Source organism: Bradyrhizobium sp. CCGB01 (assembly GCF_024199795.1).
Lineage (GTDB): Bacteria > Pseudomonadota > Alphaproteobacteria > Rhizobiales > Xanthobacteraceae > Bradyrhizobium.
Genome location: NZ_JANADK010000001.1, coordinates 9,017,767 through 9,040,275, shown reverse-complemented (window position 1 = coordinate 9,040,275; position 22,509 = coordinate 9,017,767). Strand labels below are relative to the sequence as shown.

The 22,509-nt window shown below is 64.7% G+C and carries 21 protein-coding genes; 17 read left to right on the top strand and 4 right to left on the bottom strand.

Annotation, left to right across the window (positions count from 1 at the left end):
• Nucleotides 1-64: 64 nt before the first annotated feature.
• The 4 genes from NLM25_RS42610 to boxB all read left to right on the top strand — a co-directional run bounded on the left by NLM25_RS42610 (nt 65) and on the right by boxB (nt 4,784).
• On the top strand, nt 65-883 hold the full coding sequence (locus NLM25_RS42610; RefSeq protein ID WP_254123890.1) for an alpha/beta fold hydrolase: 819 nt from the start codon (nt 65-67) through the stop codon (nt 881-883).
• Between the two features lie 18 nt (nt 884-901).
• Nucleotides 902-1,426, top strand: coding sequence for a DUF309 domain-containing protein (locus NLM25_RS42605; protein ID WP_254140904.1), 525 nt, complete (start codon nt 902-904; stop codon nt 1,424-1,426).
• Between the two features lie 119 nt (nt 1,427-1,545).
• Entirely contained in the window at nt 1,546-3,234 is a 1,689-nt protein-coding gene (gene boxC / locus NLM25_RS42600) for a 2,3-epoxybenzoyl-CoA dihydrolase (RefSeq protein WP_254140903.1), read from the top strand.
• A 98-nt stretch (nt 3,235-3,332) separates the two neighbouring features.
• A complete protein-coding gene (gene boxB, locus NLM25_RS42595; protein ID WP_254140902.1) occupies nt 3,333-4,784 on the top strand; it encodes a benzoyl-CoA 2,3-epoxidase subunit BoxB in 1,452 nt (483 codons plus the stop codon).
• A gap of 68 nt (nt 4,785-4,852) precedes the next feature.
• On the opposite strand, the gene NLM25_RS42590 is transcribed toward boxB, so the two are convergent.
• Both NLM25_RS42590 and NLM25_RS42585 read right to left on the bottom strand, forming a co-directional pair.
• Nucleotides 4,853-5,665, bottom strand: a complete 813-nt coding sequence (locus NLM25_RS42590) for an SDR family oxidoreductase (protein WP_254140901.1) — start codon at nt 5,663-5,665, stop codon at nt 4,853-4,855.
• Between the two features lie 182 nt (nt 5,666-5,847).
• A complete protein-coding gene (locus NLM25_RS42585; protein WP_254140900.1) occupies nt 5,848-6,906 on the bottom strand; it encodes a polysaccharide deacetylase family protein in 1,059 nt (352 codons plus the stop codon).
• Between the two features lie 164 nt (nt 6,907-7,070).
• Here NLM25_RS42585 and NLM25_RS42580 point away from each other — a divergent pair, with 164 nt between their 5' ends.
• The 10 genes from NLM25_RS42580 (at nt 7,071) to phoB (ending at nt 17,013) form a co-directional block, all read left to right on the top strand.
• Complete coding sequence (locus tag NLM25_RS42580; RefSeq protein ID WP_254140899.1) at nt 7,071-8,465, top strand: OmpA family protein; 1,395 nt, start codon at nt 7,071-7,073, stop codon at nt 8,463-8,465.
• Between the two features lie 2 nt (nt 8,466-8,467).
• On the top strand, nt 8,468-8,770 hold the full coding sequence (locus tag NLM25_RS42575) for a hypothetical protein (protein WP_254123884.1): 303 nt from the start codon (nt 8,468-8,470) through the stop codon (nt 8,768-8,770).
• A gap of 451 nt (nt 8,771-9,221) precedes the next feature.
• On the top strand, nt 9,222-10,277 hold the full coding sequence (locus NLM25_RS42570; RefSeq protein ID WP_254123883.1) for a UPF0104 family protein: 1,056 nt from the start codon (nt 9,222-9,224) through the stop codon (nt 10,275-10,277).
• A gap of 32 nt (nt 10,278-10,309) precedes the next feature.
• The gene (locus NLM25_RS42565) at nt 10,310-11,608 is read left to right on the top strand and encodes an ATP-binding protein (RefSeq protein WP_254140898.1); all 1,299 of its coding nucleotides are present in this window, start codon (nt 10,310-10,312) and stop codon (nt 11,606-11,608) included.
• A gap of 144 nt (nt 11,609-11,752) precedes the next feature.
• Nucleotides 11,753-12,766 (top strand): phosphate ABC transporter substrate-binding protein PstS, encoded by a 1,014-nt coding sequence (pstS, locus tag NLM25_RS42560; protein WP_254123881.1) that lies wholly within the window; start codon nt 11,753-11,755, stop codon nt 12,764-12,766.
• Between the two features lie 142 nt (nt 12,767-12,908).
• A complete protein-coding gene (gene pstC, locus NLM25_RS42555) occupies nt 12,909-13,898 on the top strand; it encodes a phosphate ABC transporter permease subunit PstC (RefSeq protein WP_254141362.1) in 990 nt (329 codons plus the stop codon).
• A 1-nt stretch (nt 13,899) separates the two neighbouring features.
• Nucleotides 13,900-14,745: a phosphate ABC transporter permease PstA gene (gene pstA / locus NLM25_RS42550; protein WP_254123880.1), complete on the top strand. Its 846-nt coding sequence runs from the start codon at nt 13,900-13,902 to the stop codon at nt 14,743-14,745.
• Nucleotides 14,742-15,563 carry a phosphate ABC transporter ATP-binding protein PstB gene (gene pstB, locus NLM25_RS42545; protein ID WP_254123879.1) on the top strand — a complete coding sequence of 274 codons (822 nt, stop codon included), beginning with the start codon at nt 14,742-14,744 and terminating at the stop codon, nt 15,561-15,563. Before pstA ends, pstB begins: the two co-directional genes overlap by 4 nt.
• A gap of 11 nt (nt 15,564-15,574) precedes the next feature.
• Nucleotides 15,575-16,291 carry a phosphate signaling complex protein PhoU gene (gene phoU, locus NLM25_RS42540; protein ID WP_254123878.1) on the top strand — a complete coding sequence of 239 codons (717 nt, stop codon included), beginning with the start codon at nt 15,575-15,577 and terminating at the stop codon, nt 16,289-16,291.
• Between the two features lie 14 nt (nt 16,292-16,305).
• Entirely contained in the window at nt 16,306-17,013 is a 708-nt protein-coding gene (gene phoB / locus NLM25_RS42535; RefSeq protein WP_014491300.1) for a phosphate regulon transcriptional regulator PhoB, read from the top strand.
• Nucleotides 17,014-17,234: 221 nt separating this feature from the next.
• Here the strand turns inward: phoB and NLM25_RS42530 are convergent, their stop codons facing one another.
• Complete coding sequence (locus tag NLM25_RS42530) at nt 17,235-17,747, bottom strand: GcrA family cell cycle regulator (protein WP_015689154.1); 513 nt, start codon at nt 17,745-17,747, stop codon at nt 17,235-17,237.
• Between the two features lie 455 nt (nt 17,748-18,202).
• On the opposite strand from NLM25_RS42530, the gene NLM25_RS42525 reads away from it, so the two are divergent.
• From NLM25_RS42525 to NLM25_RS42515, 3 genes are all read left to right on the top strand, one after another.
• Complete coding sequence (locus tag NLM25_RS42525; RefSeq protein WP_254140897.1) at nt 18,203-19,405, top strand: aspartate aminotransferase family protein; 1,203 nt, start codon at nt 18,203-18,205, stop codon at nt 19,403-19,405.
• The gene (gene argF, locus NLM25_RS42520) at nt 19,405-20,328 is read left to right on the top strand and encodes an ornithine carbamoyltransferase (protein WP_254123876.1); all 924 of its coding nucleotides are present in this window, start codon (nt 19,405-19,407) and stop codon (nt 20,326-20,328) included. Before NLM25_RS42525 ends, argF begins: the two co-directional genes overlap by 1 nt.
• Before the next feature lie 278 nt (nt 20,329-20,606).
• Nucleotides 20,607-21,614, top strand: coding sequence for an Hsp33 family molecular chaperone (locus NLM25_RS42515; RefSeq protein ID WP_254140896.1), 1,008 nt, complete (start codon nt 20,607-20,609; stop codon nt 21,612-21,614).
• Between the two features lie 335 nt (nt 21,615-21,949).
• Here the strand turns inward: NLM25_RS42515 and apaG are convergent, their stop codons facing one another.
• A complete protein-coding gene (gene apaG / locus NLM25_RS42510) occupies nt 21,950-22,342 on the bottom strand; it encodes a Co2+/Mg2+ efflux protein ApaG (protein ID WP_254124716.1) in 393 nt (130 codons plus the stop codon).
• Nucleotides 22,343-22,509: the final 167 nt, after the last annotated feature.

Below are 22,509 nucleotides of genomic sequence, written 5' to 3'. Positions count from 1 at the left end.
AACAATATCGAGATTCCGGATCAGCTCGCGTCGCGAGCTGTCCGGAATGAACGGGAACGATCACATGACCAACCTCACCCCCACCGGCTTCCTCAGCATCGGCAGCGCCAGCCTCGAATACAAATGGCTCGCGCCGCAATCCGCCGATGCGCCCACCATCGTCATGCTGCACGAGGGCCTCGGCTCCGTCGGCCTCTGGGGGGATTTTCCGGAAAAGCTTCAAGAGGCGACCGGTGCCGGCATCTTCGTCTATTCGCGTGCCGGCTACGGCCAGTCGAGCCCGGTGACGCTGCCGCGGCCGCTCGATTACATGCAGCGCGAGGCGCTGGACGTGCTGCCCAAGATCCTCGATGCAATTCCCTTCAAGCGCGGCCTGCTGCTCGGCCATTCCGACGGTGCCTCGATCGCGACGATCTATGCCGGTGCGCATCAGGATCATCGACTGCAGGGCCTGGTGCTGATCGCGCCGCACTTCATCGTCGAGGACATCTCGGTGACATCGATCGCCGCGATCAAGACCGCATTCGAGACCACGGACCTGAAGCCAAAGCTCGCGCGCTGGCACAAGGACGTCGACAACGCCTTCCGAGGCTGGAACGGCGCCTGGCTCGACCCGAAATTCCGCGACTGGGACATTTCCGAATATCTCGCCTACATCCGCGTTCCCCTGATGATCCTGCAAGGGGTCGATGACCAATATGGGACATTGCGACAGGTCGAAATTGCGCAGGAAGAGTGTTACTGTCCGGTAGATTTGAAAATTATTTCAGAGGCGGGCCATTCCCCGCATCGTGAAGCGCCGGGGGCGACGCTTGACGCGATTGAGCAATTTGCAAGCGCGGCCCTGCGCGACGATCAGGGCCTTCAGGGACGCGCCGCATGATCCTGCGGAGGCACATCCATGAATGTGCCTTCACATGCGAGCGGCCCGCTGCCGTGGCCGCGATGGGCCTATGTGCCGGGCGAGGCCGGCAGGGCCGATGCGGATTACGAGACGCTTCGTTTGGCCAAGGCGCTGGTACCCCCGGCCTTCCGCGGCTATGTGCCGGCGCGCCATCCGGCGCTGCGCTACGGGCTCGCGCTCAACGACCGCGGCTATTTCTGGGAATCGCAGGAGGTGCTGGAGGCGGTCTGGGCCGCCGCGCCGCAAGGCGGCCGCGAGCGCATCCTGCTGCGCGCGTGCATCCATGTGGCCAATGCGAATTTGCGGCTGCGGATGCAGCGACTGCATTCGGCCGCACGCCTGTTCGGCGACGCGCAAATGGAGCTGCGGGCGTTGAGCTCGCGCAAGGCGGCCCCGGGCGGCGACGGCTTTGTCGAAAGCTTTCCGATCCCGGCGCTCGCCGCACTGCTCCAGGCCAAGCTCGGCCGGCCCCAGCTTTCCAAGGCGGACTGGATCGCCCTCGGCGCCATCGTGCGGTCGTAGCCAGTTTCATGAAACAAAGTGCATGCATCGGCGGTTAAGGGCTAGACGCGCTCTAAAAGGTGCACTATTGTGCATCTAACGCTACGGCGAAAATGCATAATCAAGCTTAGGGGTGACCCATGGCCGGGGAAGAACGGCGCCTCGCAGGCGGCGCGACATTCATCGATTTCCAGACCGACCCGTCGCGCTACCGGCACTGGAAGCTCGCGGTCGACGGCGACGTCGCCACGCTGACCATGGACGTCGACGAGAATGGCGGCCTGTTCGAGGGCTATCTGCTCAAGCTCAATTCCTACGACCTCGGCGTCGACATCGAGCTTGCCGACGCGGTCCAGCGGCTGCGCTTCGAGCATCCGGAGGTGAAGGTCGTGCTGATGCGCTCGGCCAAGAACCGCGTGTTCTGCGCCGGCGCCAACATCCGCATGCTCGCCGGCTCGACGCATGCTCACAAGGTGAACTTCTGCAAATTCACCAACGAGACCCGCAACGGCATGGAAGACTCTTCGGAGAATTCCGGCCAGCGCTTCATCACCGTCGTGAACGGCTCGGCCGCCGGCGGCGGCTATGAGCTGGCGCTTGCGACTGATCACATCATTCTCGCCGATGACGGCTCGTCCGCCGTGGCGCTGCCCGAAGTGCCGCTGCTGGCGGTGCTGCCGGGCACCGGCGGCCTCACCCGTGTCGTCGACAAGCGCAAGGTGCGCCGCGACCACGCCGATTTCTTCTGCACCATCGAGGAAGGTGTGAAGGGCAAGCGCGCCGTGCAGTGGCGCCTCGTCGACGAGATCGCGCCCAACTCGAAGCTCGAAGCCAGGATCGCCGAGCGCGCCAGGGAATTCGCCGACGGCTCGAAGCGCAAGGGCAGTGGCAAGGGCATCGCGCTGACGCCGCTCAAGCGCGCGATCGACGAGACCAGCATCCGCTATGGTTTTGTCACGGTCGACATCGACCGCGCCGCGCGCATTGCCACCATCTCGATCAAGGCGCCGGAGGCGGCAGCACCCGCCGATATCGACGGCATGATGGCGCAGGGCGCCTCGTTCTGGCCGCTCCAGGTGGCGCGCGAGATCGATGACGCCATCCTGCATCTGCGGATCAACGAGCTCGAGATCGCGATGCTGGTGTTCAAGAGCCATGGCGACCGCGCCCATGTGCTCGCCAGCGACGCCTTCCTCGAAGCCAACAAGGCGCACTGGCTGGTCAACGAGATCAGGCACTACTGGAAGCGCGTGCTCAAGCGCATCGACGTCACCTCGCGCACGCTGGTGACGCTGGTCGAGCCCGGCTCCTGCTTCGCCGGCACGCTCGCCGAGCTCGTCTTCGCGGCCGACCGCTCCTACATGCTGATCGGGACGCGCCAGGGCGACAACCGTCCGCCGCCGTCGATTGAACTCTCCGCCATGAATTTCGGTCCGTATCCGATGAGCCACGGCCTGACCCGGCTGGAGTCGCGCTTCCAGGCCGATCCGGCCGATGTCGAGCGCGCGGAAGCCACGATGGGCACCGCGCTCGATGCCGAGCAGGCCGAAGAGCTCGGCCTCGTCACCTTCGCGCTCGACGATATCGACTGGGACGACGAGGTCCGCGTGTTCCTCGAGGAGCGCGCCAGCTTTTCGCCCGACAGCCTCACCGGCATGGAAGCCAGCCTGCGCTTCGTCGGCCCCGAGACGATGGAATCAAAGATCTTCTCGCGCCTGACCGCGTGGCAGAACTGGATCTTCCAGCGCCCGAACGCGGTCGGCGAGGAAGGCGCACTGCGCCGCTATGGCAGCGGCCAGAAGCCGAAATTCGATATGACGAGAGTGTAGCGAATAGGGAGTGGCGAATAGCGAATAGGGATTTCCATTCGCGCCTCGCCATTCGCCATTCGCGCGAAACGATCAGGTTCAACGCGGGAGAGCTCCCAATGAATATGAACATCATGAACGTCGACTATTCGACCAAGATTCCGAACAACGTGAATCTCGCCGAAGACCGCCAGGTGCTGAAGGCGCTGGAAGGCTGGCATCCCGGCTACATGGACTGGTGGAGCGACATGGGGCCGGAAGGCTTTCAGGAGTCGCTGGTGTATTTGCGCACGGCTTACTCCGTCGATCCGCGCGGCTGGGCCAAGTTCGACTATGTCCGCATGCCCGACTATCGCTGGGGCATCCTGCTTGCGCCGCAGGAAGAGAATCGCGTCGTGCCGTTCGGCGAGCATTTTGGCGAGCCGGCCTGGCAGGAAGTCCCGGGCGAATATCGCGCCATGCTGCGCCGCCTGATCGTGATCCAGGGCGACACCGAGCCGGCCTCGGTCGAGCAGCAGCGCCATCTCGGCAAGACCGCACCCTCGCTCTACGACATGCGTAACCTGTTCCAGGTCAATGTCGAGGAAGGCCGCCACCTCTGGGCGATGGTCTACCTGCTTCAGAAATATTTCGGCCGCGACGGCCGCGAGGAAGCGGATGATTTGTTGCGCCGCCGCTCCGGCGATGCCGATGCGCCGCGCATGCTCGGCGCCTTCAACGAGGCGACGCCGGACTGGCTCTCCTTCTTCATGTTCACCTACTTCACCGACCGCGACGGCAAGATGCAGTTGCACTCGCTGGCGCAGTCGGGCTTCGATCCCTTGTCGCGCACCTGCCGCTTCATGCTGACGGAGGAAGCGCACCACATGTTCGTCGGCGAGACCGGTATCACCCGCGTCGTGCAGCGCACCTGCGATGCGATGCGCGAGGCCGGCATCACCGACCCGACCGATATCGCGAAGGTCCGCGCGCTCGGCGTGATCGACCTGCCGACGATCCAGAAGAAGCTGAACCTGCACTATACGCTGTCGCTCGACCTGTTCGGCTCGGAAGTCTCGACCAACGCGGCCAACGCCTTCAACACCGGCATCAAGGGCCGCTATCACGAGACCCAGATCGACGACGATCACCAGCTCAAGAACGCCACCTATCCGGTGCTCAAGTTCATCAACGGCGAGATCAAGCTGGTCGACGAGCCGGCGCTGACCGCGCTCAACATGCGCCTGCGCGACGATTACAGCCAGGACTGCGTCAAGGGCATGCTGCGCTGGAACAAGGTGATTTCGACCGCGGGCTACGACTTCAAGCTGACGCTGCCCAACGTCGCCTTCCACCGCCACATCGGCGAGTTCAAGGACGTCTATGCGACGCCCGACGGCATTTTGATCGACGACGCCACCTGGGCGAAGCGCAAGGACGAATGGCTGCCCTCGACCGCCGACGGCGACTTCATCACCTCCTTGATGCAGCCCGTCACCGAAACCGGCAAGTTCGCCTCCTGGATCTCGCCGCCGAAGGTCGGCATCGACAACAAGCCGGGTGATTTCGAGTACGTGAAGATCGAGTCGTGAAGTAGCGAATTGGGAGTGGCGAATGGCGAGTGGGAAACCACTGGCCATTCGCTACTCGCCATTCGCGCCTAATCGCTATCCCACCCGCTCCCCTTGATCCCCGCATTGGCATAAACGATGCCGCCATCCACCGCGATGGTCGCGCCCACCACGTAATCGCCCGCGCGGGAGGCGAGATAAATCGCCGCGCCCGCCATGTCCTCGTCGGTACCGATGCGGCCCACGGGCACGCGGGTTGCGACCTCGTCGGCGTGATCGCGCGCGGCGCGGTTCATGTCCGACTTGAACGGGCCGGGCGCGATCGCGGTGACCACGATGTTATCAGGGATGAGCTTGACGGCCATGCGGCGCGTCAGATGGATCAGGCCGGCCTTGCTCGCCGCGTAGGAATAGGTCTCGCCCGGATTGACGAAGATGCCGTCGATCGAGGCGATGTTGATCACCTTGGCCGGCCGCTCGGCGCTCGCGGATGCGCGCAGCGTCGGCGCCAGCGCCTTGGTCAGGAAGAACGGCGCCTTGACGTTGAGGTTCATCACCTTGTCCCAGCCGCTTTCCGGAAATTCGTCGAACTCCGCGCCCCAGGCCGCGCCGGCATTGTTGACGAGGATGTCGAGCTTTTGCTCGCGCTTGTTGTATTCACTCGCCAGCAGCTCGGCGCCGGCAACGGTCGAGATGTCGATCGGCAGCGCGATGCACTCGCCGCCATATTGCGCGGTGAGCTCGTTCGCGGTGGCCTCGCACGGGCCGGCCTTGCGCGCGGTGATGTAGACCTTCGCAGCTCCTGCGCTGAGAAACCCCGCCGCGATCATCTTGCCGATGCCGCGCGAGCCGCCGGTCACGAGCGCGACGCGGCCTTTGAGCGAGAACAGATCGTTGAACATGGTGCCTCCCTTGGTTAGCGCTCGTTGTGAGCGGGGAGGGGTGGGGAGTCAATCTCCGCCGCTGCTCGCTCCGCCTCATCCTGAGGAGCGCGTCAGCGCGTCTCGAAGGATGCGGGCGGCCATCCTTCGAGACGCGCTCCTTCGGAGCGCTCCTCAGGATGAGGTCTGGGTGTGCGGATAGATCAGGCCGCCGCGATCCTGCGGAAGCCGTTCCACATCGCCGTGGCGGCACCCGAGGTCAGCACCGGCAGGATGCGCGTGTCCTGGTAATTGCCGTTGAGCGACACGCGCGGCAGCGCCGTCATGTGGCCGGCGTTCTCGGCGAACAGCATGCCCGGTCGCGTCGTCACCGCGGTCTTGAAGCCGGCCGTCGCAGCGAGTGCGAATTCGCGTTCGCCCGCGGCCTCGCGGTCGCCATAGGGATATGCAAAATGCTGCACCTTGCGGCCGAGCGCCTGCTCGATCCGCGCGCGGCTCACCGCCATCTCCTGCACGGCGATGTCCTCGCTCTGCTTGGCGAGATTGCAATGGCTGATGGTGTGCGCGCCGATCGTGACCAGCGGATCGGCGGCAAACCGCTTCACCTCATGCCAGGACAGGCACAGGCTGCGGCACAGCGCGGCCATGTCGACGTCGTAGCTGGCGCAGAGCGCCTCGATCTCGCGCTGGAGATCATGCTCGCCCGGCAGCGCGCGCAGCCAGTCGTGCAGGCGGTCGAACGCCACCTGTTTTGCGGCAGGTGTCGTTGCATCCAGCCGCAGCGCGGAATGGCCGATCCGGACGTCGATCTGGTCAGCCTTGGCGATCACCGCCTCCAGCGCGGTCCACCAGAGACGTCCGGTGCCTTCGGCAAAATCGCTCGCGACATAGACGGCCAGGGGCGCGTCAAATTCGCGCAGAACCGGCAGCGCATAGTCGAGATTGTCGCGGTAGCCGTCGTCGAGGGTGAAGGCGGCGAAGCGGCGGGTGAACCGGCCCTGCACCAGCCGCTCATGCAGCTCGTCCATGCTGACGATGTCGATCTCGCGCGAGCGCAAATGGCTCAGGGTCGCGCGCAGGAAATCGGGGGTGACTTCGAGATGCCGGTTGGGCTGGAACGTCGCCTCGCGGGCCGGCCGCACGTGGTGCAGCATGAAAATGGCGCCGACGCCCGACAACAGCGGGCGCAACAGGTGGTGCGCCCCGCTGAAATAGAGTGCTCCCAGCCCGGCGCGGATGACGTTGTTACGGAGTTGTTTCATGACCGGCCGGCGGACTCTGGCATTCCGGCTTCAACTTACGGAAGAACCCTTGAAGAAAAAGTTATTCCAATTGTCCACGCATGGCCTTCGGAAGGGCACCATTTCCGGTTTGACAGCCCGCCAAGGGTTTGTTTTGTCTCCGGTTCCAGAGTTCGGGTCGTCGAATGCAGAAGCTTTTCAAGTGGGCCAGCAAATGGTGGCCAGGGCTAATTCCCCTGGCCGTCATGTGGGGATTTGCGGCCTGGAATAATACCTTGCCGGTCGAGGCGGACCTTTCCGCCCGCAGCTCGGCGGCGCTCAAGGATACCGTTCTAGACAAGACCCGGATCGCGGTGGACGGCCGCGACGTTGCCCTGGCCGCGGACGCCTTTTCCGAGGAGGGTCGCCGCGACGCCGTGATGGCGGTCGAACTCGTCCCCGGCGTGCGCCTGGTCGACGACCGGACCCGCCTTGTTCCCGAAGCAAAGCCCTTCGTCTGGAATGCCGAGCGCGACGTGGTGCGGGTGACACTGTCGGGCTCAGCGCCCCTGCCGTCGATGAAGGCGCGCCTGACCGAGGCCGCGCGCAAGGAGGTCAACGGGGTCGAGGTCGCCGATCAGATGAGCCTGGCGCGCGGCGCGCCGCCGCGGTTCGAGGCGGCCGCGATGCTGCTGCTCGACCAGATCGGCAAGCTCAAGGACGGCAAGATCACGATCACGGACACCAAGGTCAATCTGTCAGGGATGGCGCGCGACCTCGGCGGCCGCGAGGCGATTGCGGCCGCGCTCAAGAACCTGCCCGAGGGTTTTTCGATCGCCTCCAACGAGGTCAAGGCGCCACCCTACATCTTCCAGGCCTACAAGGATCCGGTCGCCGCGACGGTAACGCTGACCGGCTACGTGCCCGACAACAGCGTGCATGCGGCGATCGCGACCAGCGCGTCGCGCAAGTTCTTCACCGAAAAGGTCGTCGACAATCTCAAGGCCAGCGTCGGCGCGCCCGGCTCCTTCAATACTGCCGTGGTCGCAGCCCTCGGCGCGCTGTCGCGGTTGTCGACCGGCACGCTCGTGGTGTCTGATCGCGAGGTGAAGCTGTCGGGCGATGCCCTCTACGAGGGCGCCGCCAACGACATCCGCGCCGGGCTTGGCAAGGACTTTCCAAAGAACTGGCAGTACAAGCCGGAGATCACGGTGAAGCCTGCCGCGGGCCCGGTCGACGGCACGGTCTGCCAGCAATTGTTCACGGAGCTCCTGAACAAGGGCAAGATCCGCTTCGCAACGAAACGCGCCGACATCGACCCGGATTCTGCCGGCATTCTCGACCATCTCATCGAGACGGCGCTGCGCTGCCCCACCACCAATATCGAGGTTGCCGGGCACACCGATGCCGATGGTGAGGACTCCTTCAACCAGGCTCTCTCGGAGAAGCGCGCGCAGGCGGTGATCGACTACCTGGTCAAGGCCGGGCTGCCGGCCACGCGTTTCACCGCGGTCGGCCATGGCGCCACGCAGCCCCTCGCAGGCAATGACACCGACGAAGGCAAGGCGCAGAACCGCCGCATCGAATTTCTGGTGAGGTGAAGATGCCCTATCTCGTCTCGTTCCATCTGGGCTGGCTGATCGGTTCGCTGCTGCTGGGCTTTTGCATGGGCTGGATCTCGGTGGTCCAGCGCGGCAACGGCACCTCGAAGGTGACGGCGCGCTGGCTCGCCGTGCTTGCCGCGGCCCTGGTCGCGGCCTCCCTCGCGCATGTGGTGCCCGGCCGCTTCGGCTATTGGCTCGATCTCGGGCTGATCATGTTCGCTTGCTACCTTGTCGGCTGCACCATCGGGGCCTGGCTGCGCGACCGGGTGGTCTCGCGCGCCGCGCCGCCAGCCGCTCTGTGATGTTGCTCTGCACCCTGGCCGCCGGGGCCAAGGCCCGGCTGCGCGGCCTTTCGGCTGGTCGGACAACCGTGAACCACAGCGCCGATGACCCCCTCTTTCGTCAGGCGGGAGAGGCCCATAGATTGACGTCGGCTTAAGCCGTGACGGAACATTGTGCGGTCGAAATCATCAAAACTTCATGGCGACTGCGCAGGATTGCCATGGAGATTCGCGTCAGGCCTGCCGCCGAAAGCGCCAAACCGTGCATCAGGAGCCCGCAACCCTGCCTAAAATATTGAAGGCACGAGTTTTTGTTCGAATTGCTGAATTCCACTCCGCCCCAAAACGCGCTAGTGGAGGAGCAGTGGGCTTGCGCGATGCCGGAGCTGGCGGCGAGGGGTCGTCGATTGCCTGTGTGACGTCCGCCTGCCCGCCGGCCACCCTGGCCGCCGAAGCGTTGTTCGAGGTCTAGATGCTGGAAGCCATACGCAGGGCGATGACGTTGCTGCGCCAGAAGCAAATCCTGCATAAGCTTGGAGTTGTGATCAGCGTCGCGGTCATCGGCATCGCTTGTTATGTGCTTTACCACATGCTGCGCGGCATCGACGTCAACGAGGTCCTCGAAGCGATCAAGAGCACCGAGCCGAGCCAGATTGCGATGGCGGCGCTGTTCGTGGCCGCGGGCTATTTCACCCTGACCTTCTACGATCTGTTTGCCGTGCGCGCGATCGGCCATGCCCATGTGCCCTACCGCATCAACGCGCTCGCCGCCTTCACCAGCTATTCGATCGGCCACAATGTCGGCGCCAGCGTCTTCACTGGCGGAGCGGTGCGCTACCGCATCTATTCGGCCTATGGGCTCAACGCGATCGACGTCGCAAAGATCTGCTTCCTCGCCGGCCTGACCTTCTGGCTCGGCAATGCCGCGGTGCTCGGCCTCGGCATCTCCTATCATCCGGAAGCCGCTGCCTCGATCGACCTGCTTCCGGCCTGGCTGAACCGGATGCTGGCGATGATGATCATCGTGGGGCTGGTCGCCTATGTGGTCTGGGTCTGGACCCAGCCGCGGGTGGTCGGCCGCGGGCCCTGGACCGTGGTGCTGCCGGGCGGCCCGCTGACGCTGCTCCAGATCGCCATCGGCATCATCGATCTCGGCTTCTGTGCGCTCGCGATGTACGTGCTGGTCCCCGACGAGCCCAATCTCGGCTTCGTCGTGGTGGCGGTGATCTTCGTCTCGGCGACGCTGCTCGGCTTCGCCAGCCACTCGCCGGGCGGGCTCGGCGTGTTCGACGCCGCCATGCTGGTCGGCCTCTGGCAGATGGACCGCGAGGAACTGCTGGGCGGCATGCTCCTGTTCCGCGTCCTCTATTATCTCTCCCCCTTCGTCATATCTGTAATCTTGCTGACGTTTCGCGAGGTTATAATCGGCGCTCGATCGAAGCGCTTGCAGCAGGCGGCGCTCAAGCTCGACCCCGGCCCGGCGCGTGAAGCCGCCTATGTGAGAGAGCGCAGCGACAGCGGCGCCTGACCGGCGCACCCCCTTAGGAGAAGCACGCCCCGATGGCGATCGACGCCCCATCTTCTCCCTCCGCGCAGCCCTGGTCCGACCGGCTGCGACACTCGACCGTCATCCTGATCGCGGCGGCGCTGGCGCTGTCGGTGGTGGTCTCGCTCGGCGAATTGTCGGTGATGCGGGCCGCGGCGGTGTTCCTCTGCATCGCGGCCGCGGCGCTGATCCCCTGGCGGCTTCACGACAACGCCGCCTCGCGCGACGATACCCGCCGCGTCAATCCGGTCGAGAGCGCGGCGGTAGCCGCGGTTGTCGCCGGCATGCCGGATCCGGCGGTGCTGCTCGACCGCGCCGGGCGTGTCATCCATCTCAATGCAGCCGCCGCCCAGCTGGCGCCGGCGCTGCGCAGGAACGAGCTCGCCCAGTTCGCGCTGCGCTCGCCGGAGATCATCACCGCGCTGCGTGAATCGATCGCGACCACCGAACCGCGGCGCGCGACCTATCTCGACCACGTCCCGGTCGATCGCTGGATGGAGCTGATCATCACGCCTGTGCCGGTGCCGACCACCTTCGGCGGCGCCGACAAATGCATGCTGATGACCTTCCACGACCAGACGCCGCTGCGCCGGGTCGAGGAGATGCGCGCCGACTTCGTCGCCAATGCCAGCCACGAGCTGCGCACGCCGCTCGCCGCACTGTCGGGCTTCATCGACACGCTCCAGGGCCAGGCCAAGGACGATCCCAAGGCCCGCGAGCGCTTCCTGGGTATCATGCACAACCAGGCGACCCGGATGGCGCGCCTGATCGACGATCTGCTCTCGCTGTCGCGGGTCGAGCTGTCGGCCCATGTCCGGCCCGACACCCTGGTCGACCTGCTGCCGATCATCTTCCAGGTCGCCGACGGGCTCGAGCCGCTGGCGCGGGAGCGCCAGGTCGAGGTCGAGACCAATCTGCCGGACGCGCCGGTCATGATCGCGGGTGACCGCGAGGAGCTGCTTCGACTGTTCGAGAACCTGATCGAGAACGCGCTCAAATACGGGGCCTCGGGCGGACGTGTCATCGTGTCGCTGACAAACCCGGCGGCCTCTGATGGAACTCAGGAAATCCGGGTCATGGTCCGCGATTTCGGGCCCGGCATCGCGCCCGAGCACTTGCCGCGCCTGACCGAGCGGTTCTACCGGGTGGACGTCGGCGACAGCCGCTCGCAAGGCGGAACCGGACTCGGATTATCGCTGGTGAAACATATTCTTAACCGCCATCGCGGCCGGCTTTTGATCGAAAGCGTGCCCAGGCAGGGCGCCACTTTTACCGCCTGTTTTCCCCAGGCGAAGGCCCCGGCTTCGAGCTAATATTCAAGCGATTTCAATCGCTTGAATGTGTCATCCAGCTGTCACGAAACCTTCGTAAAAGCACAGCCGACCGATCCTAAAGGGGCGGCACGGGGAGCGCGATCGGGCGCGGATGGCGCTTCGCTCCCCTGTATGGAGACCAGCATGAATTTCATCAAAACCATCGTCGCTGCTGGCTTGGTCGCCGCATCGACGACGGCGGCCTTTGCTGCCGACATCACGGGTGCAGGCGCGACGTTCCCGTTCCCGATCTATTCGAAATGGGCTGACGCCTACAAGAAGGAGACCGGCAACGGTCTGAACTACCAATCGATCGGTTCGGGCGGCGGCATCAAGCAGATCCAGGCCAAGACCGTGACCTTCGGCGCCAGCGACGCCCCGCTCAAGGCCGAGCAGCTCGAGAAGGACGGCCTCGTCCAGTGGCCGATGGTGATGGGCGCCATCGTTCCCGTCGTCAACATCGAGGGCGTGAAGCCCGGTGAGATGGTGTTCGACGGTGAGACCCTCGCCAGCATCTATCTCGGCAAGATCACCAAGTGGGACGACGCCGCGATCAAGAAGCTCAACCCGAACGTGAAGCTGCCGTCGGAAGCGATCACCGTGGTCCGCCGCTCGGACGGCTCGGGCACCACCTTCAACTTCACCAACTACCTCGCCAAGGCCAGCGCGGACTGGAAGAGCAAGGTCGGTGAGGGCACGGCGGTCGAGTGGCCGGTCGGCGTCGGCGCCAAGGGCAACGAAGGCGTGTCGGGCAACATCAGCCAGACCAAGAACTCGATCGGCTACGTCGAGTACGCCTATGCCAAGCAGAACAAGCTGACCTACACCGGCCTCGTCAACAAGGCCGGCAAGCCGGTGCAGCCGACGGTCGAAGCCTTCCAGGCGGCCGCTTCCAACGCCGACTGGGCCAAGGCTCCGGGCTACTATGTCATCCTGACCGACCAGCCCGGCGAGAAGTCCTGGCCGATCACCGCGGCGACCTTCATCCTCATGCACAAGGCAGCCACCGACAAGGCGGCCTCGCAGGAAGCCATCAAGTTCTTCCGCTGGGCCTTCAAGAATGGCGGCAAGGCGGCTGAAGAGCTCGACTACATCCCGATGCCCGAGGGCGTCGTGACCCTGATCGAGAAGACCTGGGCTGCCGAGATCAAGAGCTAAGCGCTCTTGTCCCGGACACGGCGCCGGGATCTCAAAAGACGTCCGCTCCGGATCGGCATCGCGCCGCATCCGGAGCGCAAGTCCAACAACAAGACCGACAACAAGCGTATATAAACGGGCACAGGGGATCGGCGTGGCAGAAATGGCCGTTCAGAGCGATGTAATCGACGACGCCGGACCGTATGACCGCGCCAAGGCCTTGAGCGCATTCAAGCTCGGCGACGTCACTTTCTACTGGATCACGCGGCTCTCCGCGATCTCGGTGCTCCTGATCCTCGGCGGCATCATCATTTCGCTGATCGTCGGCGCCTTCCCGGCGATGAAGGAATTCGGCATCTCCTTCCTGTGGACGCAGCGCTGGGCGCCGTCGGCCGATCCGCCGGTTCTCGGTGCGCTCGGACCGATCTACGGCACGCTCGTGACCTCCTTCATCGCGATGCTGATCGCCATTCCCGTGGGTCTTGGCATCGCGATCTTCCTCACCGAGCTCTGCCCGCAATGGGCGCGCCGCCCGATCGGCATGGCGATCGAGCTGCTCGCCGGCATTCCCTCGATCATCTACGGCATGTGGGGCTTCTTCGTGCTGGGCCCGTTCCTGGCCAACACGTTCCAGCCCTTCATGATCAGGATCTTCGATGGCGTCCCCGTGCTGGGGGCGATCTTCGCGGGACCTCCGTCCTATCTCAGCCTGTTCAACGCCTCGCTGATCCTCGCGATCATGGTGTTGCCCTTCATCACCTCGATCTCGGTCGACGTGTTCAAGACGGTGCCTCCGGTCCTCAAGGAGGCGGCCTACGGCGTCGGCTGCACCACCTGGGAAGTCGTCCGCAGCGTGGTGATCCCCTACACCCGCGTCGGCGTTATCGGCGGCGTCATGCTGGCCCTGGGTCGCGCGCTCGGCGAGACCATGGCGGTGACCTTCATCATCGGCAACTCGTTCCGCATCTCGTCGTCGATCTTCGCGCCGGGCACCACGATCTCGGCGGCGATCGCGTCCGAATTCGCCGAAAGCGACGGCCTGCACCAGTCCGGCCTGATCCTGCTCGGTCTCCTGCTGTTCGTGCTGACGTTCTTCGTACTTGCGGCTGCCCGGCTGATGCTGATGCGGCTGGACCAGAAAGCGGGAAAGTAACATGAACCCGATCTATTCACGCCGCCGCCGCAAGGACATCGTGATCCGCGGGCTCTGCTTCGGCGCCGCCGCCTTTGGCGTCACCTGGCTCGCGCTGATCCTGGTCACGCTGCTCTACAACGGCCTTGCGGGTTTGAACCTCGAGATCTTCGTCGCGGACACTCCGCCTCCGGGTTCGACTGAAGGCGGCCTGCGCAACGCGATCGTCGGCTCGCTGATCATGACCGTGCTCGGTGTCGGCATCGGTGCGCCGCTCGGTCTGTTCGCCGGCACCTATCTCGCCGAGTACGGCCGCAACGACAAGCTGACCTCGGTGATCCGTTTCATCAACGACATCCTGCTTTCGGCGCCCTCGATCATCATCGGCCTGTTCATCTACGGTGCGGTGGTGGTGCCGATGCGCGGCTTCTCGGCGATCGCCGGCAGTCTCGCGCTCGCCGTCATCGTCATTCCGGTGGTCCTGCGTACGACCGAGGACATGCTGCTGCTGGTGCCGAACGCGCTGCGAGAGGCGGCGTCCGCGCTCGGCCTGCCGCGCTCGCTGGTGATCAAGCGCATCGCTTATCGTGCCGCGCGCTCCGGCCTCATCACCGGCGTGATGCTGGCCACCGCCCGCGTCGCCGGCGAGACCGCGCCGCTGCTCTTCACCGCGCTGTCGAACCAGTTCTTCAGCCTCGGCCTGAACAAGACGATGGCGAACCTGCCGGTCACCATCAACAACTTCGTGCAGAGCCCCTACGCCTACTGGAAGCAGCTCGCCTGGAGCGGCGCCTTGCTGATCACGTTGACCGTGCTTGCCCTGAACATTGGCGCGCGCCTCCTTAGCGCCGAGAGGACTGCAAAATGAGCGAAATGTCTGTTTCCGTCAGTACGCCCGCCGTTCAGCACGGCTCGCAGCCGCTGCCCGAGGCGCCCGCCAAGGTGACGGTTCGCAACCTCAACTTCTACTATGGCGAGCACCACGCGCTGAAGAACATTAACCTGGCGCTCGGCACCAACCGCGTCACGGCGTTCATCGGCCCGTCGGGTTGCGGCAAGTCGACCCTGCTGCGCATCTTCAACCGGATGTACGACCTCTATCCGGGCCAGCGCGTCACCGGCCAGCTCATGCTCGACCAGACCAACATCCTCGACCCCAAGCTCGACCTCAACCTGCTGCGCGCCCGCGTCGGCATGGTGTTCCAAAAGCCGACGCCGTTCCCGATGACGATCTACGAGAACATCGCGTTCGGCATCCGTCTCTACGAGAAGATCTCGAAGTCCGAGATGGACGACCGCGTCGAGAAGGCGCTGCGTGGCGGCGCGCTGTGGAACGAGGTCAAGGACAAGCTCAACGCCTCCGGCCTGTCGCTCTCCGGCGGCCAACAGCAGCGCCTCTGCATCGCCCGCACGGTCGCGGTGCGGCCCGAGGTCATCCTGTTCGACGAGCCCTGCTCGGCGCTCGACCCGATCTCGACCGCCAAGGTCGAGGAGCTGATCCAGGAGCTGTCCGAGAACTACACGATCGCGATCGTCACCCACAACATGCAGCAGGCGGCGCGCGTCTCCGACAAGACCGCCTTCATGTATCTCGGCGAGTTGATCGAGTTCGACGACACCAGCAAGATCTTCACGTCGCCGACCGACCGGCGCACGCAGGATTACATCACCGGCCGGTTCGGCTGAGGAGACGGGATATGGGTTCTGAACATACCGCAAAGGCCTTCGACACCGACCTCCAGGAACTCACCCGCCTGGTCGCGGAGATGGGCGGGATCGCCGAGCGCATGATCGTCGATTCCGTCGACGCGCTGATCCGCCGCGACGTCGCGCTCGGTCAGCGCGTCGTCGCCATCGATGCCGATCTCGACGCACTTCAGAAGAAGATCGAGGAGCGCGCCGTGCTGACCATCGCGCGCCGCCAGCCGATGGCTGTCGATTTGCGCGAAATCGTCGGCGCCATGCGCGTCGCGACCGATCTCGAGCGCATCGGCGACCTCGCCAAGAACATGGGCAAGCGCGTCGCGGCGCTGGAGACCGATTTCCATCCGCTCAAGCTGTTCCGCGGCCTCGAGCACATGACCGACCTCGTGCAGCAGCAGGTCAAGTCGGTGCTGGACGCCTATGCCGCGCACGACCTGCCGGCGGCGATGGCGGTGTGGAAGGGCGACGAGGAAGTCGACGCCATCTGCACCTCGCTGTTCCGCGAACTCCTCACCTACATGATGGAGGATCCGCGCAACATCTCGTTCTGCATCCATTTGATGTTCTGCGCCAAGAACATCGAGCGCATCGGCGACCACGCCACCAACATCGCCGAGACCGTGTTCTACATGATCGAGGGACAGGCGATCACCGACAAGCGGCCGAAGGGCGACATGACGACCTTCGCCACGACGGTTCCGAATACTTAAGGAGCGACGACCCGATGGGCGCACGCATTATGGTGGTTGAGGACGAGGAAGCTCTCACCGAGCTGCTTCGCTACAATCTCGAAGGCGACGGCTACGACGTCGAGACGGTGATGCGCGGCGACGACGCCGACACCCGTCTCAAGGAGCACATCCCCGATTTGATCGTGCTCGACTGGATGCTGCCGGGACTGTCCGGCATCGAGCTGTGCCGGCGGCTTCGTACCCGCCCGGAGACCAAGCAGCTCCCGATCATCATGCTCACCGCGCGCGGCGAGGAGAGCGAGCGGGTGCGCGGACTTGCGACCGGCGCCGACGACTACATCGTCAAGCCGTTTTCGGTGCCCGAGCTGCTGGCGCGCGTGAAGGGTCTGCTGCGGCGCGCAAGCCCGGAGCGGCTCGCAACCGTGCTCGCCTATGGCGACATCGAGCTCGACCGCGACAAGCGCCGCGTGGCGCGCTCGGGCCGGCCGATCGATCTTGGCCCGACCGAATATCGCCTGCTGGAGTTCTTCCTGGAGCATCCGGGCCGGGTGTTCTCGCGCGAGCAACTGCTCGACAGCGTCTGGGGCCGCGACATCTATATCGACGAGCGCACCGTGGACGTGCATATCGGCCGCTTGCGCAAGCTGCTCAATCTTGGCCGCGAGCAGGACCCGATCCGCACCGTCCGCGGCGCCGGCTATGCGCTCGATGATCGCTTTGCGAAGGCAGAGCAGGCGTAGGGTTTGCGAGCTGATTTAGCGATCCGCCGCTACAATTTCCGATGTCGTCCCGGCGAACGCCGGGACCCATAACCACGGGGAGTGGTGAGGCGAAGACTCGGAGTGACCACTTTGCGCGACAATTGCGCCCTGTGGTTATGGGTCCCTGCTTTCGCAGGGACGACGCCCATCTTGTGGAGCCGTCATCGCGTGACGGCTGCCGTCGTGATCTCAGAAAACTCTCAGCGCGGACCCGGCTTCGCCGGCGCGCGCCTGCGATCCGCTGCGGGCTGATACGCCACGCGCGAGTGCTGGGCGCAGTAGGGCAGGCCGGAGAGCGCCTTGCCGCCGCAGAAGAAGAAATCCGGGCTCGAGGGATCGCCGACCGGCCAGTGGCAGGTCGCCTCGTTCAGCTCCAGCAGCGACAGTCGCTGGCTCATCGGCACCACGTTGTCGTAGGTGACCGGTTCGGCCTCGACCTCGACCTCGAAGGCCTGCGCCAGCGCGGTGTTGCCGCGCGCGATCGGCCGGCTCACCCGCATCATGTGCTGCGCGGGACGCGCCTTGCGCGGCCGGGGCGCTGCGGACGAGGGGCTCTTGGCGCGGCCGGACAGGCCGAGCCGGTGCACCTTGCCGATCACCGCGTTGCGGGTCACGTTGCCAAGCTCAGCGGCGATCTGGCTGGCCGAAAGTCCGGCCTCCCAGAGCTTTTTCAGCTGCTCGACGCGATCATCTGACCAGGTCAAAACCGTCATTGCACCCTTTCCTCCGCCGGCGCCTGCCATCCTGGGGCCGCACAGCGAATGCCTAAGCTTCGAAAAACCCGTGCCGTCAGAATCCCTTAAGGCTCGCCGGGCGCGCCAGATGCGCCCGAACGCTTACGCCGGTACATGAGGACTTAGAGGATCAGAACTGCTGCACGAGATGTCGTATCTGACAAGCCAAACGCTACAATATGGCGTGACTCACGCGCAAGAGTCCGCCGACTCGCTTCCACATGTTCCGTGGCGAAAATACGCAAAATCGCCACCGCAAGACTACGGATTAAGCATTTCGCGAGGCTTTCCGGGCGGCATTGACACCCGTTTCACCAGGCATAAGATGGTTGCGCGTGCCGCCCTTAAAAGGCGGCACGTTTCGTTTTCCGGGCCGGTCAATGGTGCGTTGCGCAATGCACGCTCACACCGTCCGCAACAATCAAGTGATCGTCATGACTAACAGCGCAGCGCCGCATTTGCTCCCCGTTTTCGCCAGGTCCGACCTCGGTTTCGAGCGCGGCGAAGGCTGCTGGCTGATCGCGACCAACGGCGAGCGTTATCTCGATTTCACCTCGGGCGTGGCGGTGAATGCGCTCGGCCATGCGCATCCGGTGTTGGTCAAGGCGTTGCAGGAGCAGGCCACCAAGCTCTGGCACATGTCGAACCTGTTCCAGAGCCCGGATGGCGAGAAGCTTGCGGCGCGTCTGTGCAACGAAAGCTTCGCGGACTTCGTGTTCTTCTGCAATTCCGGCGCTGAAGCGCTGGAGGGTGTGATCAAGCTGGTCCGCCATCATCACTTCTCCATGGGGCATCCGGAACGTTATCGCATCATCACCTTCGAAGGCGCCTTCCACGGCCGCACATTGGCAACGCTGGCTGCGACGGGATCTGCAAAATATCTCGAAGGTTTTGGTCCGCCGATGGACGGTTTCGACCAGATCCCGCACGGCGACATCGAGGCCGTGAAGAAGGCGATTGGTCCGCAGACCGCCGGCATCCTGATCGAGCCGATCCAGGGCGAGGGCGGCGTGCGTTCGGCGACGCCCTCCTTCCTCAAGGCGCTGCGCCAGCTCTGCGACGAGAAGGGCCTGCTGCTCGCGTTCGACGAGGTGCAGACCGGCATGGGCCGCACCGGCGATCTCTTCGCGCACAGGCGCACCGGCGTCACACCTGACGTCATGTCGCTGGCGAAGGCGCTCGGCGGCGGCTTTCCGATCGGCGCGGTGCTGGCGACTGCGGATGCGGCTTCCGGCATGGGGCCCGGCTCGCACGGCTCGACCTTCGGCGGCAACCCGCTGGCGATCTCGGCTGCGAACGCCGTGCTCGACGTCATGCTCAAGCCCGGCTTCTTCGATCACGTGCAGAAGATGTCGCTGCTGCTCAAGCAGAAGCTCGCCTCCGTGATCGACCGTCATCCCGACGTCGTCAGCGAAGTGCGCGGCGAAGGCCTCCTGATCGGCATCAAGGCCGTGGTGCCCTCCGGCGATCTCGTCGCGGCGCTGCGCGACCAGAAACTGCTCACGGTCGGTGCCGGCGACAATGTCGTGCGTTTCCTGCCGCCCTTGATCGTCAGCGAAGCCGAGATCGAGGACAGCGTCGGGCGGCTCGAACGCGCCTGCACTGCGCTTGCGGGCACCAAGCGGGCGGCAAGCTGATGAGTAACTCCCCCAAGCACTTCCTCGATATCAACGAGCTGCCGCTGTCGGAGCTCAAGCGCATGCTCGCCGCATCCTCCGCGATGAAGGCGAAGCAGAAGGCGCAGCAGCCCGTGAAGCCGCTCGAAGGCAAGACGCTGGCGATGATCTTCGAACGCCCCTCGACCCGCACCCGCGTGTCGTTCGACGTCGCGATGCGCCAGCTTGGCGGCGAGCCCATCATGCTCACCGGTGCCGAGATGCAGCTGGGCCGCGGCGAGACCATTGCCGACACCGCGCGCGTGCTGTCGCGCTATGTCGACGCCATCATGATCCGCATCCTCAATCACGAGGCCTTGCTGGAGCTTGCGGCAAACGCCACCGTGCCGGTCATCAACGGCCTGACGCGCCGTTCGCACCCTTGCCAGGTGATGGCCGACCTCATGACCTATGAGGAACATCGCGGCCCGATCGAAGGACGGACGGTGGCCTGGACCGGCGACGACAACAATGTGCTGGCGTCCTGGGCCCATGCGGCCGAGCGCTTCAAGTTCAAGCTCAACGTCGCAACGCCGCCCGAGCTCGCACCGAAGAAGGTGATGCGCGACTTCATCAAGGCGACCGGGGCGTCGATCGTGCTCGGCACCGATCCCGAGGCCGCCGTGCACGGCGCCGACTGCGTCGTCACCGACACCTGGGTGTCGATGGGCGACAAGGAAGGCGAGCACCGTCACAACGTGCTCAAGCCCTATCAGGTCAATGCCAAGCTGATGTCGCTGGCCAAGCCCGATGCGCTGTTCATGCACTGCCTGCCCGCCCATCGCGGTGAGGAGGTCACCGACGAGGTGATCGACGGCCCGCAATCGGTCGTGTTCGACGAGGCCGAAAACCGCCTGCACGCGCAGAAGGGCATTCTGGCCTGGTGTTTCGACGCGGTGAAGTAGGTTCGTCGGAGGCCGGCTGCCGACCTCACATAGAACTGTTGTCCCTGCGAACGCAGGGACCCATACCGCGAAAGCTCTCTTGTGGCAGGCGGGCCGAGGCTAACAGTCTTCGCCAAACTGTAGCCTGGGGTTATGGATCCCGGATCGGCGCTCCGCTTCGCTACGCTTGTCCGGAACGACACTAAATTTGAGGCGGCCTGGTACGGTTCAAGTTGCATCGGAACACACCACCCAGCGGCCCCTTCCATTTCCCGCCCTCCGACCCCAGATAGAGCGCCATGGTTTCCCAATCCCCCGACATGAATACCGGGCTCGAAGGCCCGGTTCGCGCGCCATCAGCGGTTCCCATCGATGACGCTGTGCTGCCCTACGAGGTCGACGCGCTGGACGTGCGCGGGCGCCTGGTGCGGCTCGGTCCCGCGCTCGACGAGATCCTGACCAAGCACGATTACCCTGCGCCGGTCGGCAAGCTGCTCGGCGAGGCCATCGTGCTGACGACGCTGCTCGGCTCGGCGCTGAAATTCGAGGGCCGCTTCATCCTCCAGGCCCAGACCGACGGTCCTGTGTCGTTCCTGGTCGTCGATTACATGGCGCCGGATCGTCTGCGCGCCTATGCGCGCTACGACGCCGAGCGCCTCGGCGAGATAAAGGATTCCGGCACGCTGCTCGGTAACGGTCATCTCGCCATGACCATCGACCAGGGTCCCGACATGAGCCGCTACCAGGGTCTGGTCGCGCTCGATGGCGGCAGCCTGGAAGATGCCGCCCACGAATATTTCCTGCGCTCCGAGCAGATCCCGACGCGCGTGCGTCTCGCTGTCGGCGAGGAGTGGCGTTCGAGCGACGGCGGCAAGCATCGCTGGCGCGCCGGCGGCATGCTGATGCAGTTCCTGCCGAAGGCGCCTGAGCGCGCGCGGCAGGCCGATTTGCATCATGGCGATGCGCCCGAAGGCGTCGAGGCGCATGCTGTCGCCGAGGACGACGCCTGGGTCGAGGCGCGTTCGCTGATCGAGACCGTCGAGGACGTCGAGCTGATCGACCCCGAGCTCTCCGGCGAGCGGTTGCTGTTCCGCCTGTTCCACGAGCGTGGCGTGCGCGTGTTCAATCCGCTGGTCCTGAAAGCACAATGCTCCTGCTCGCGCGAAGCGGTCGCGTCGATGCTGAAGAGTTTTTCGCCCGACGACCGCGCCGCGATGGTCAAGGACGACAAGGTCGTCGTGACCTGCGAGTTCTGCTCGTCGGTGTACCAGTTCACGCCGGATGAAGCCGGCGTGGAAGGCGCGTAACAGCCGCGGTGCCGTAGCCCGGGTGAGCGCAGCGATACCCGGGACCCCACTCGCAAAGATCCCGGTTGTCGCTGCGCTCATCCGGGCTACGCGACCGTGCATTGACGGGCAACACATGCTCCGTCATTGCGAGCGCAGCGAAGCAATCCAGAGTCTTTCCGCGGTGGCAGTCTGGATTGCTTCGTTGGGCTCGCAAGACGAGGTTGGGGAAGCTGCTCGCCAAGAACTCGGACATCGTAGGGTGGGCAAAGCGCAAGCGTGCCCACCATCTTGTGCGCGACGATTGGAATGGTGGGCACGGCGCTTTGCGCCTTTGCCCACCCTCCGGCACTGCGCTAGTTCAACACCCGCTTGTTGTCCGGGCTATCCAGCGAGAACGTCGGCACGTCGATCTCGAAGCGTTCGCCGCTTTCGCTGACCATCAGGTAGCGGCCGGTCATGAAGCCCGAGGCGGTCGCGAGCGGCACGCCGGAGGTGTATTCGAAGCGCTCCCCGGGAGCCAGGGTCGGCTGCTCGCCGACCACGCCCTCGCCCCTGACCTCCTGCTGGCGGCCGGTGGCGTCGGTGATGATCCAGTGCCGCGTCTTCAGCTGCACGGTTTCGTCGCCGGAATTGGTGATGACGATGGTGTAGGACCAGAAATAGCGGGAGCGGTCAGCCGACGACTGCTCCGGAACAAAGTTCGGCTCGACGGTCACTTCGATCTGGCGGGTCACGGCGCGGTACATGGCCGCCATCATAACGAAAACCCGGCCGGGAACCAAACGCCCGCAAGCAGTTTTGGCGACATCGTGCCGCCAGAATTGCCGAGGAAGTAGACCCAATGTGATCCGGCCGCTTTGCGAGATAACGTCCGGACCTGTACACTCCTTGACACGTCGCGAATTGCGGAAGG

What these genes read in the sequence shown, in the direction of transcription:
- NLM25_RS42610 (WP_254123890.1), top strand. Translation starts at nt 65, where the DNA reads ATGACCAACCTCACCCCCACCGGCTTCCTCAGCATCGGCAGCGCCAGC.
- NLM25_RS42605 (WP_254140904.1), top strand. Translation starts at nt 902, where the DNA reads ATGAATGTGCCTTCACATGCGAGCGGCCCGCTGCCGTGGCCGCGATGG.
- boxC (WP_254140903.1), top strand. Translation starts at nt 1,546, where the DNA reads ATGGCCGGGGAAGAACGGCGCCTCGCAGGCGGCGCGACATTCATCGAT.
- boxB (WP_254140902.1), top strand. Translation starts at nt 3,333, where the DNA reads ATGAATATGAACATCATGAACGTCGACTATTCGACCAAGATTCCGAAC.
- NLM25_RS42590 (WP_254140901.1), bottom strand. Translation starts at nt 5,665, where the DNA reads ATGTTCAACGATCTGTTCTCGCTCAAAGGCCGCGTCGCGCTCGTGACC.
- NLM25_RS42585 (WP_254140900.1), bottom strand. Translation starts at nt 6,906, where the DNA reads ATGAAACAACTCCGTAACAACGTCATCCGCGCCGGGCTGGGAGCACTC.
- NLM25_RS42580 (WP_254140899.1), top strand. Translation starts at nt 7,071, where the DNA reads ATGCAGAAGCTTTTCAAGTGGGCCAGCAAATGGTGGCCAGGGCTAATT.
- NLM25_RS42575 (WP_254123884.1), top strand. Translation starts at nt 8,468, where the DNA reads ATGCCCTATCTCGTCTCGTTCCATCTGGGCTGGCTGATCGGTTCGCTG.
- NLM25_RS42570 (WP_254123883.1), top strand. Translation starts at nt 9,222, where the DNA reads ATGCTGGAAGCCATACGCAGGGCGATGACGTTGCTGCGCCAGAAGCAA.
- NLM25_RS42565 (WP_254140898.1), top strand. Translation starts at nt 10,310, where the DNA reads ATGGCGATCGACGCCCCATCTTCTCCCTCCGCGCAGCCCTGGTCCGAC.
- pstS (WP_254123881.1), top strand. Translation starts at nt 11,753, where the DNA reads ATGAATTTCATCAAAACCATCGTCGCTGCTGGCTTGGTCGCCGCATCG.
- pstC (WP_254141362.1), top strand. Translation starts at nt 12,909, where the DNA reads ATGGCCGTTCAGAGCGATGTAATCGACGACGCCGGACCGTATGACCGC.
- pstA (WP_254123880.1), top strand. Translation starts at nt 13,900, where the DNA reads ATGAACCCGATCTATTCACGCCGCCGCCGCAAGGACATCGTGATCCGC.
- pstB (WP_254123879.1), top strand. Translation starts at nt 14,742, where the DNA reads ATGAGCGAAATGTCTGTTTCCGTCAGTACGCCCGCCGTTCAGCACGGC.
- phoU (WP_254123878.1), top strand. Translation starts at nt 15,575, where the DNA reads ATGGGTTCTGAACATACCGCAAAGGCCTTCGACACCGACCTCCAGGAA.
- phoB (WP_014491300.1), top strand. Translation starts at nt 16,306, where the DNA reads ATGGGCGCACGCATTATGGTGGTTGAGGACGAGGAAGCTCTCACCGAG.
- NLM25_RS42530 (WP_015689154.1), bottom strand. Translation starts at nt 17,747, where the DNA reads ATGACGGTTTTGACCTGGTCAGATGATCGCGTCGAGCAGCTGAAAAAG.
- NLM25_RS42525 (WP_254140897.1), top strand. Translation starts at nt 18,203, where the DNA reads ATGACTAACAGCGCAGCGCCGCATTTGCTCCCCGTTTTCGCCAGGTCC.
- argF (WP_254123876.1), top strand. Translation starts at nt 19,405, where the DNA reads ATGAGTAACTCCCCCAAGCACTTCCTCGATATCAACGAGCTGCCGCTG.
- NLM25_RS42515 (WP_254140896.1), top strand. Translation starts at nt 20,607, where the DNA reads ATGGTTTCCCAATCCCCCGACATGAATACCGGGCTCGAAGGCCCGGTT.
- apaG (WP_254124716.1), bottom strand. Translation starts at nt 22,342, where the DNA reads ATGTACCGCGCCGTGACCCGCCAGATCGAAGTGACCGTCGAGCCGAAC.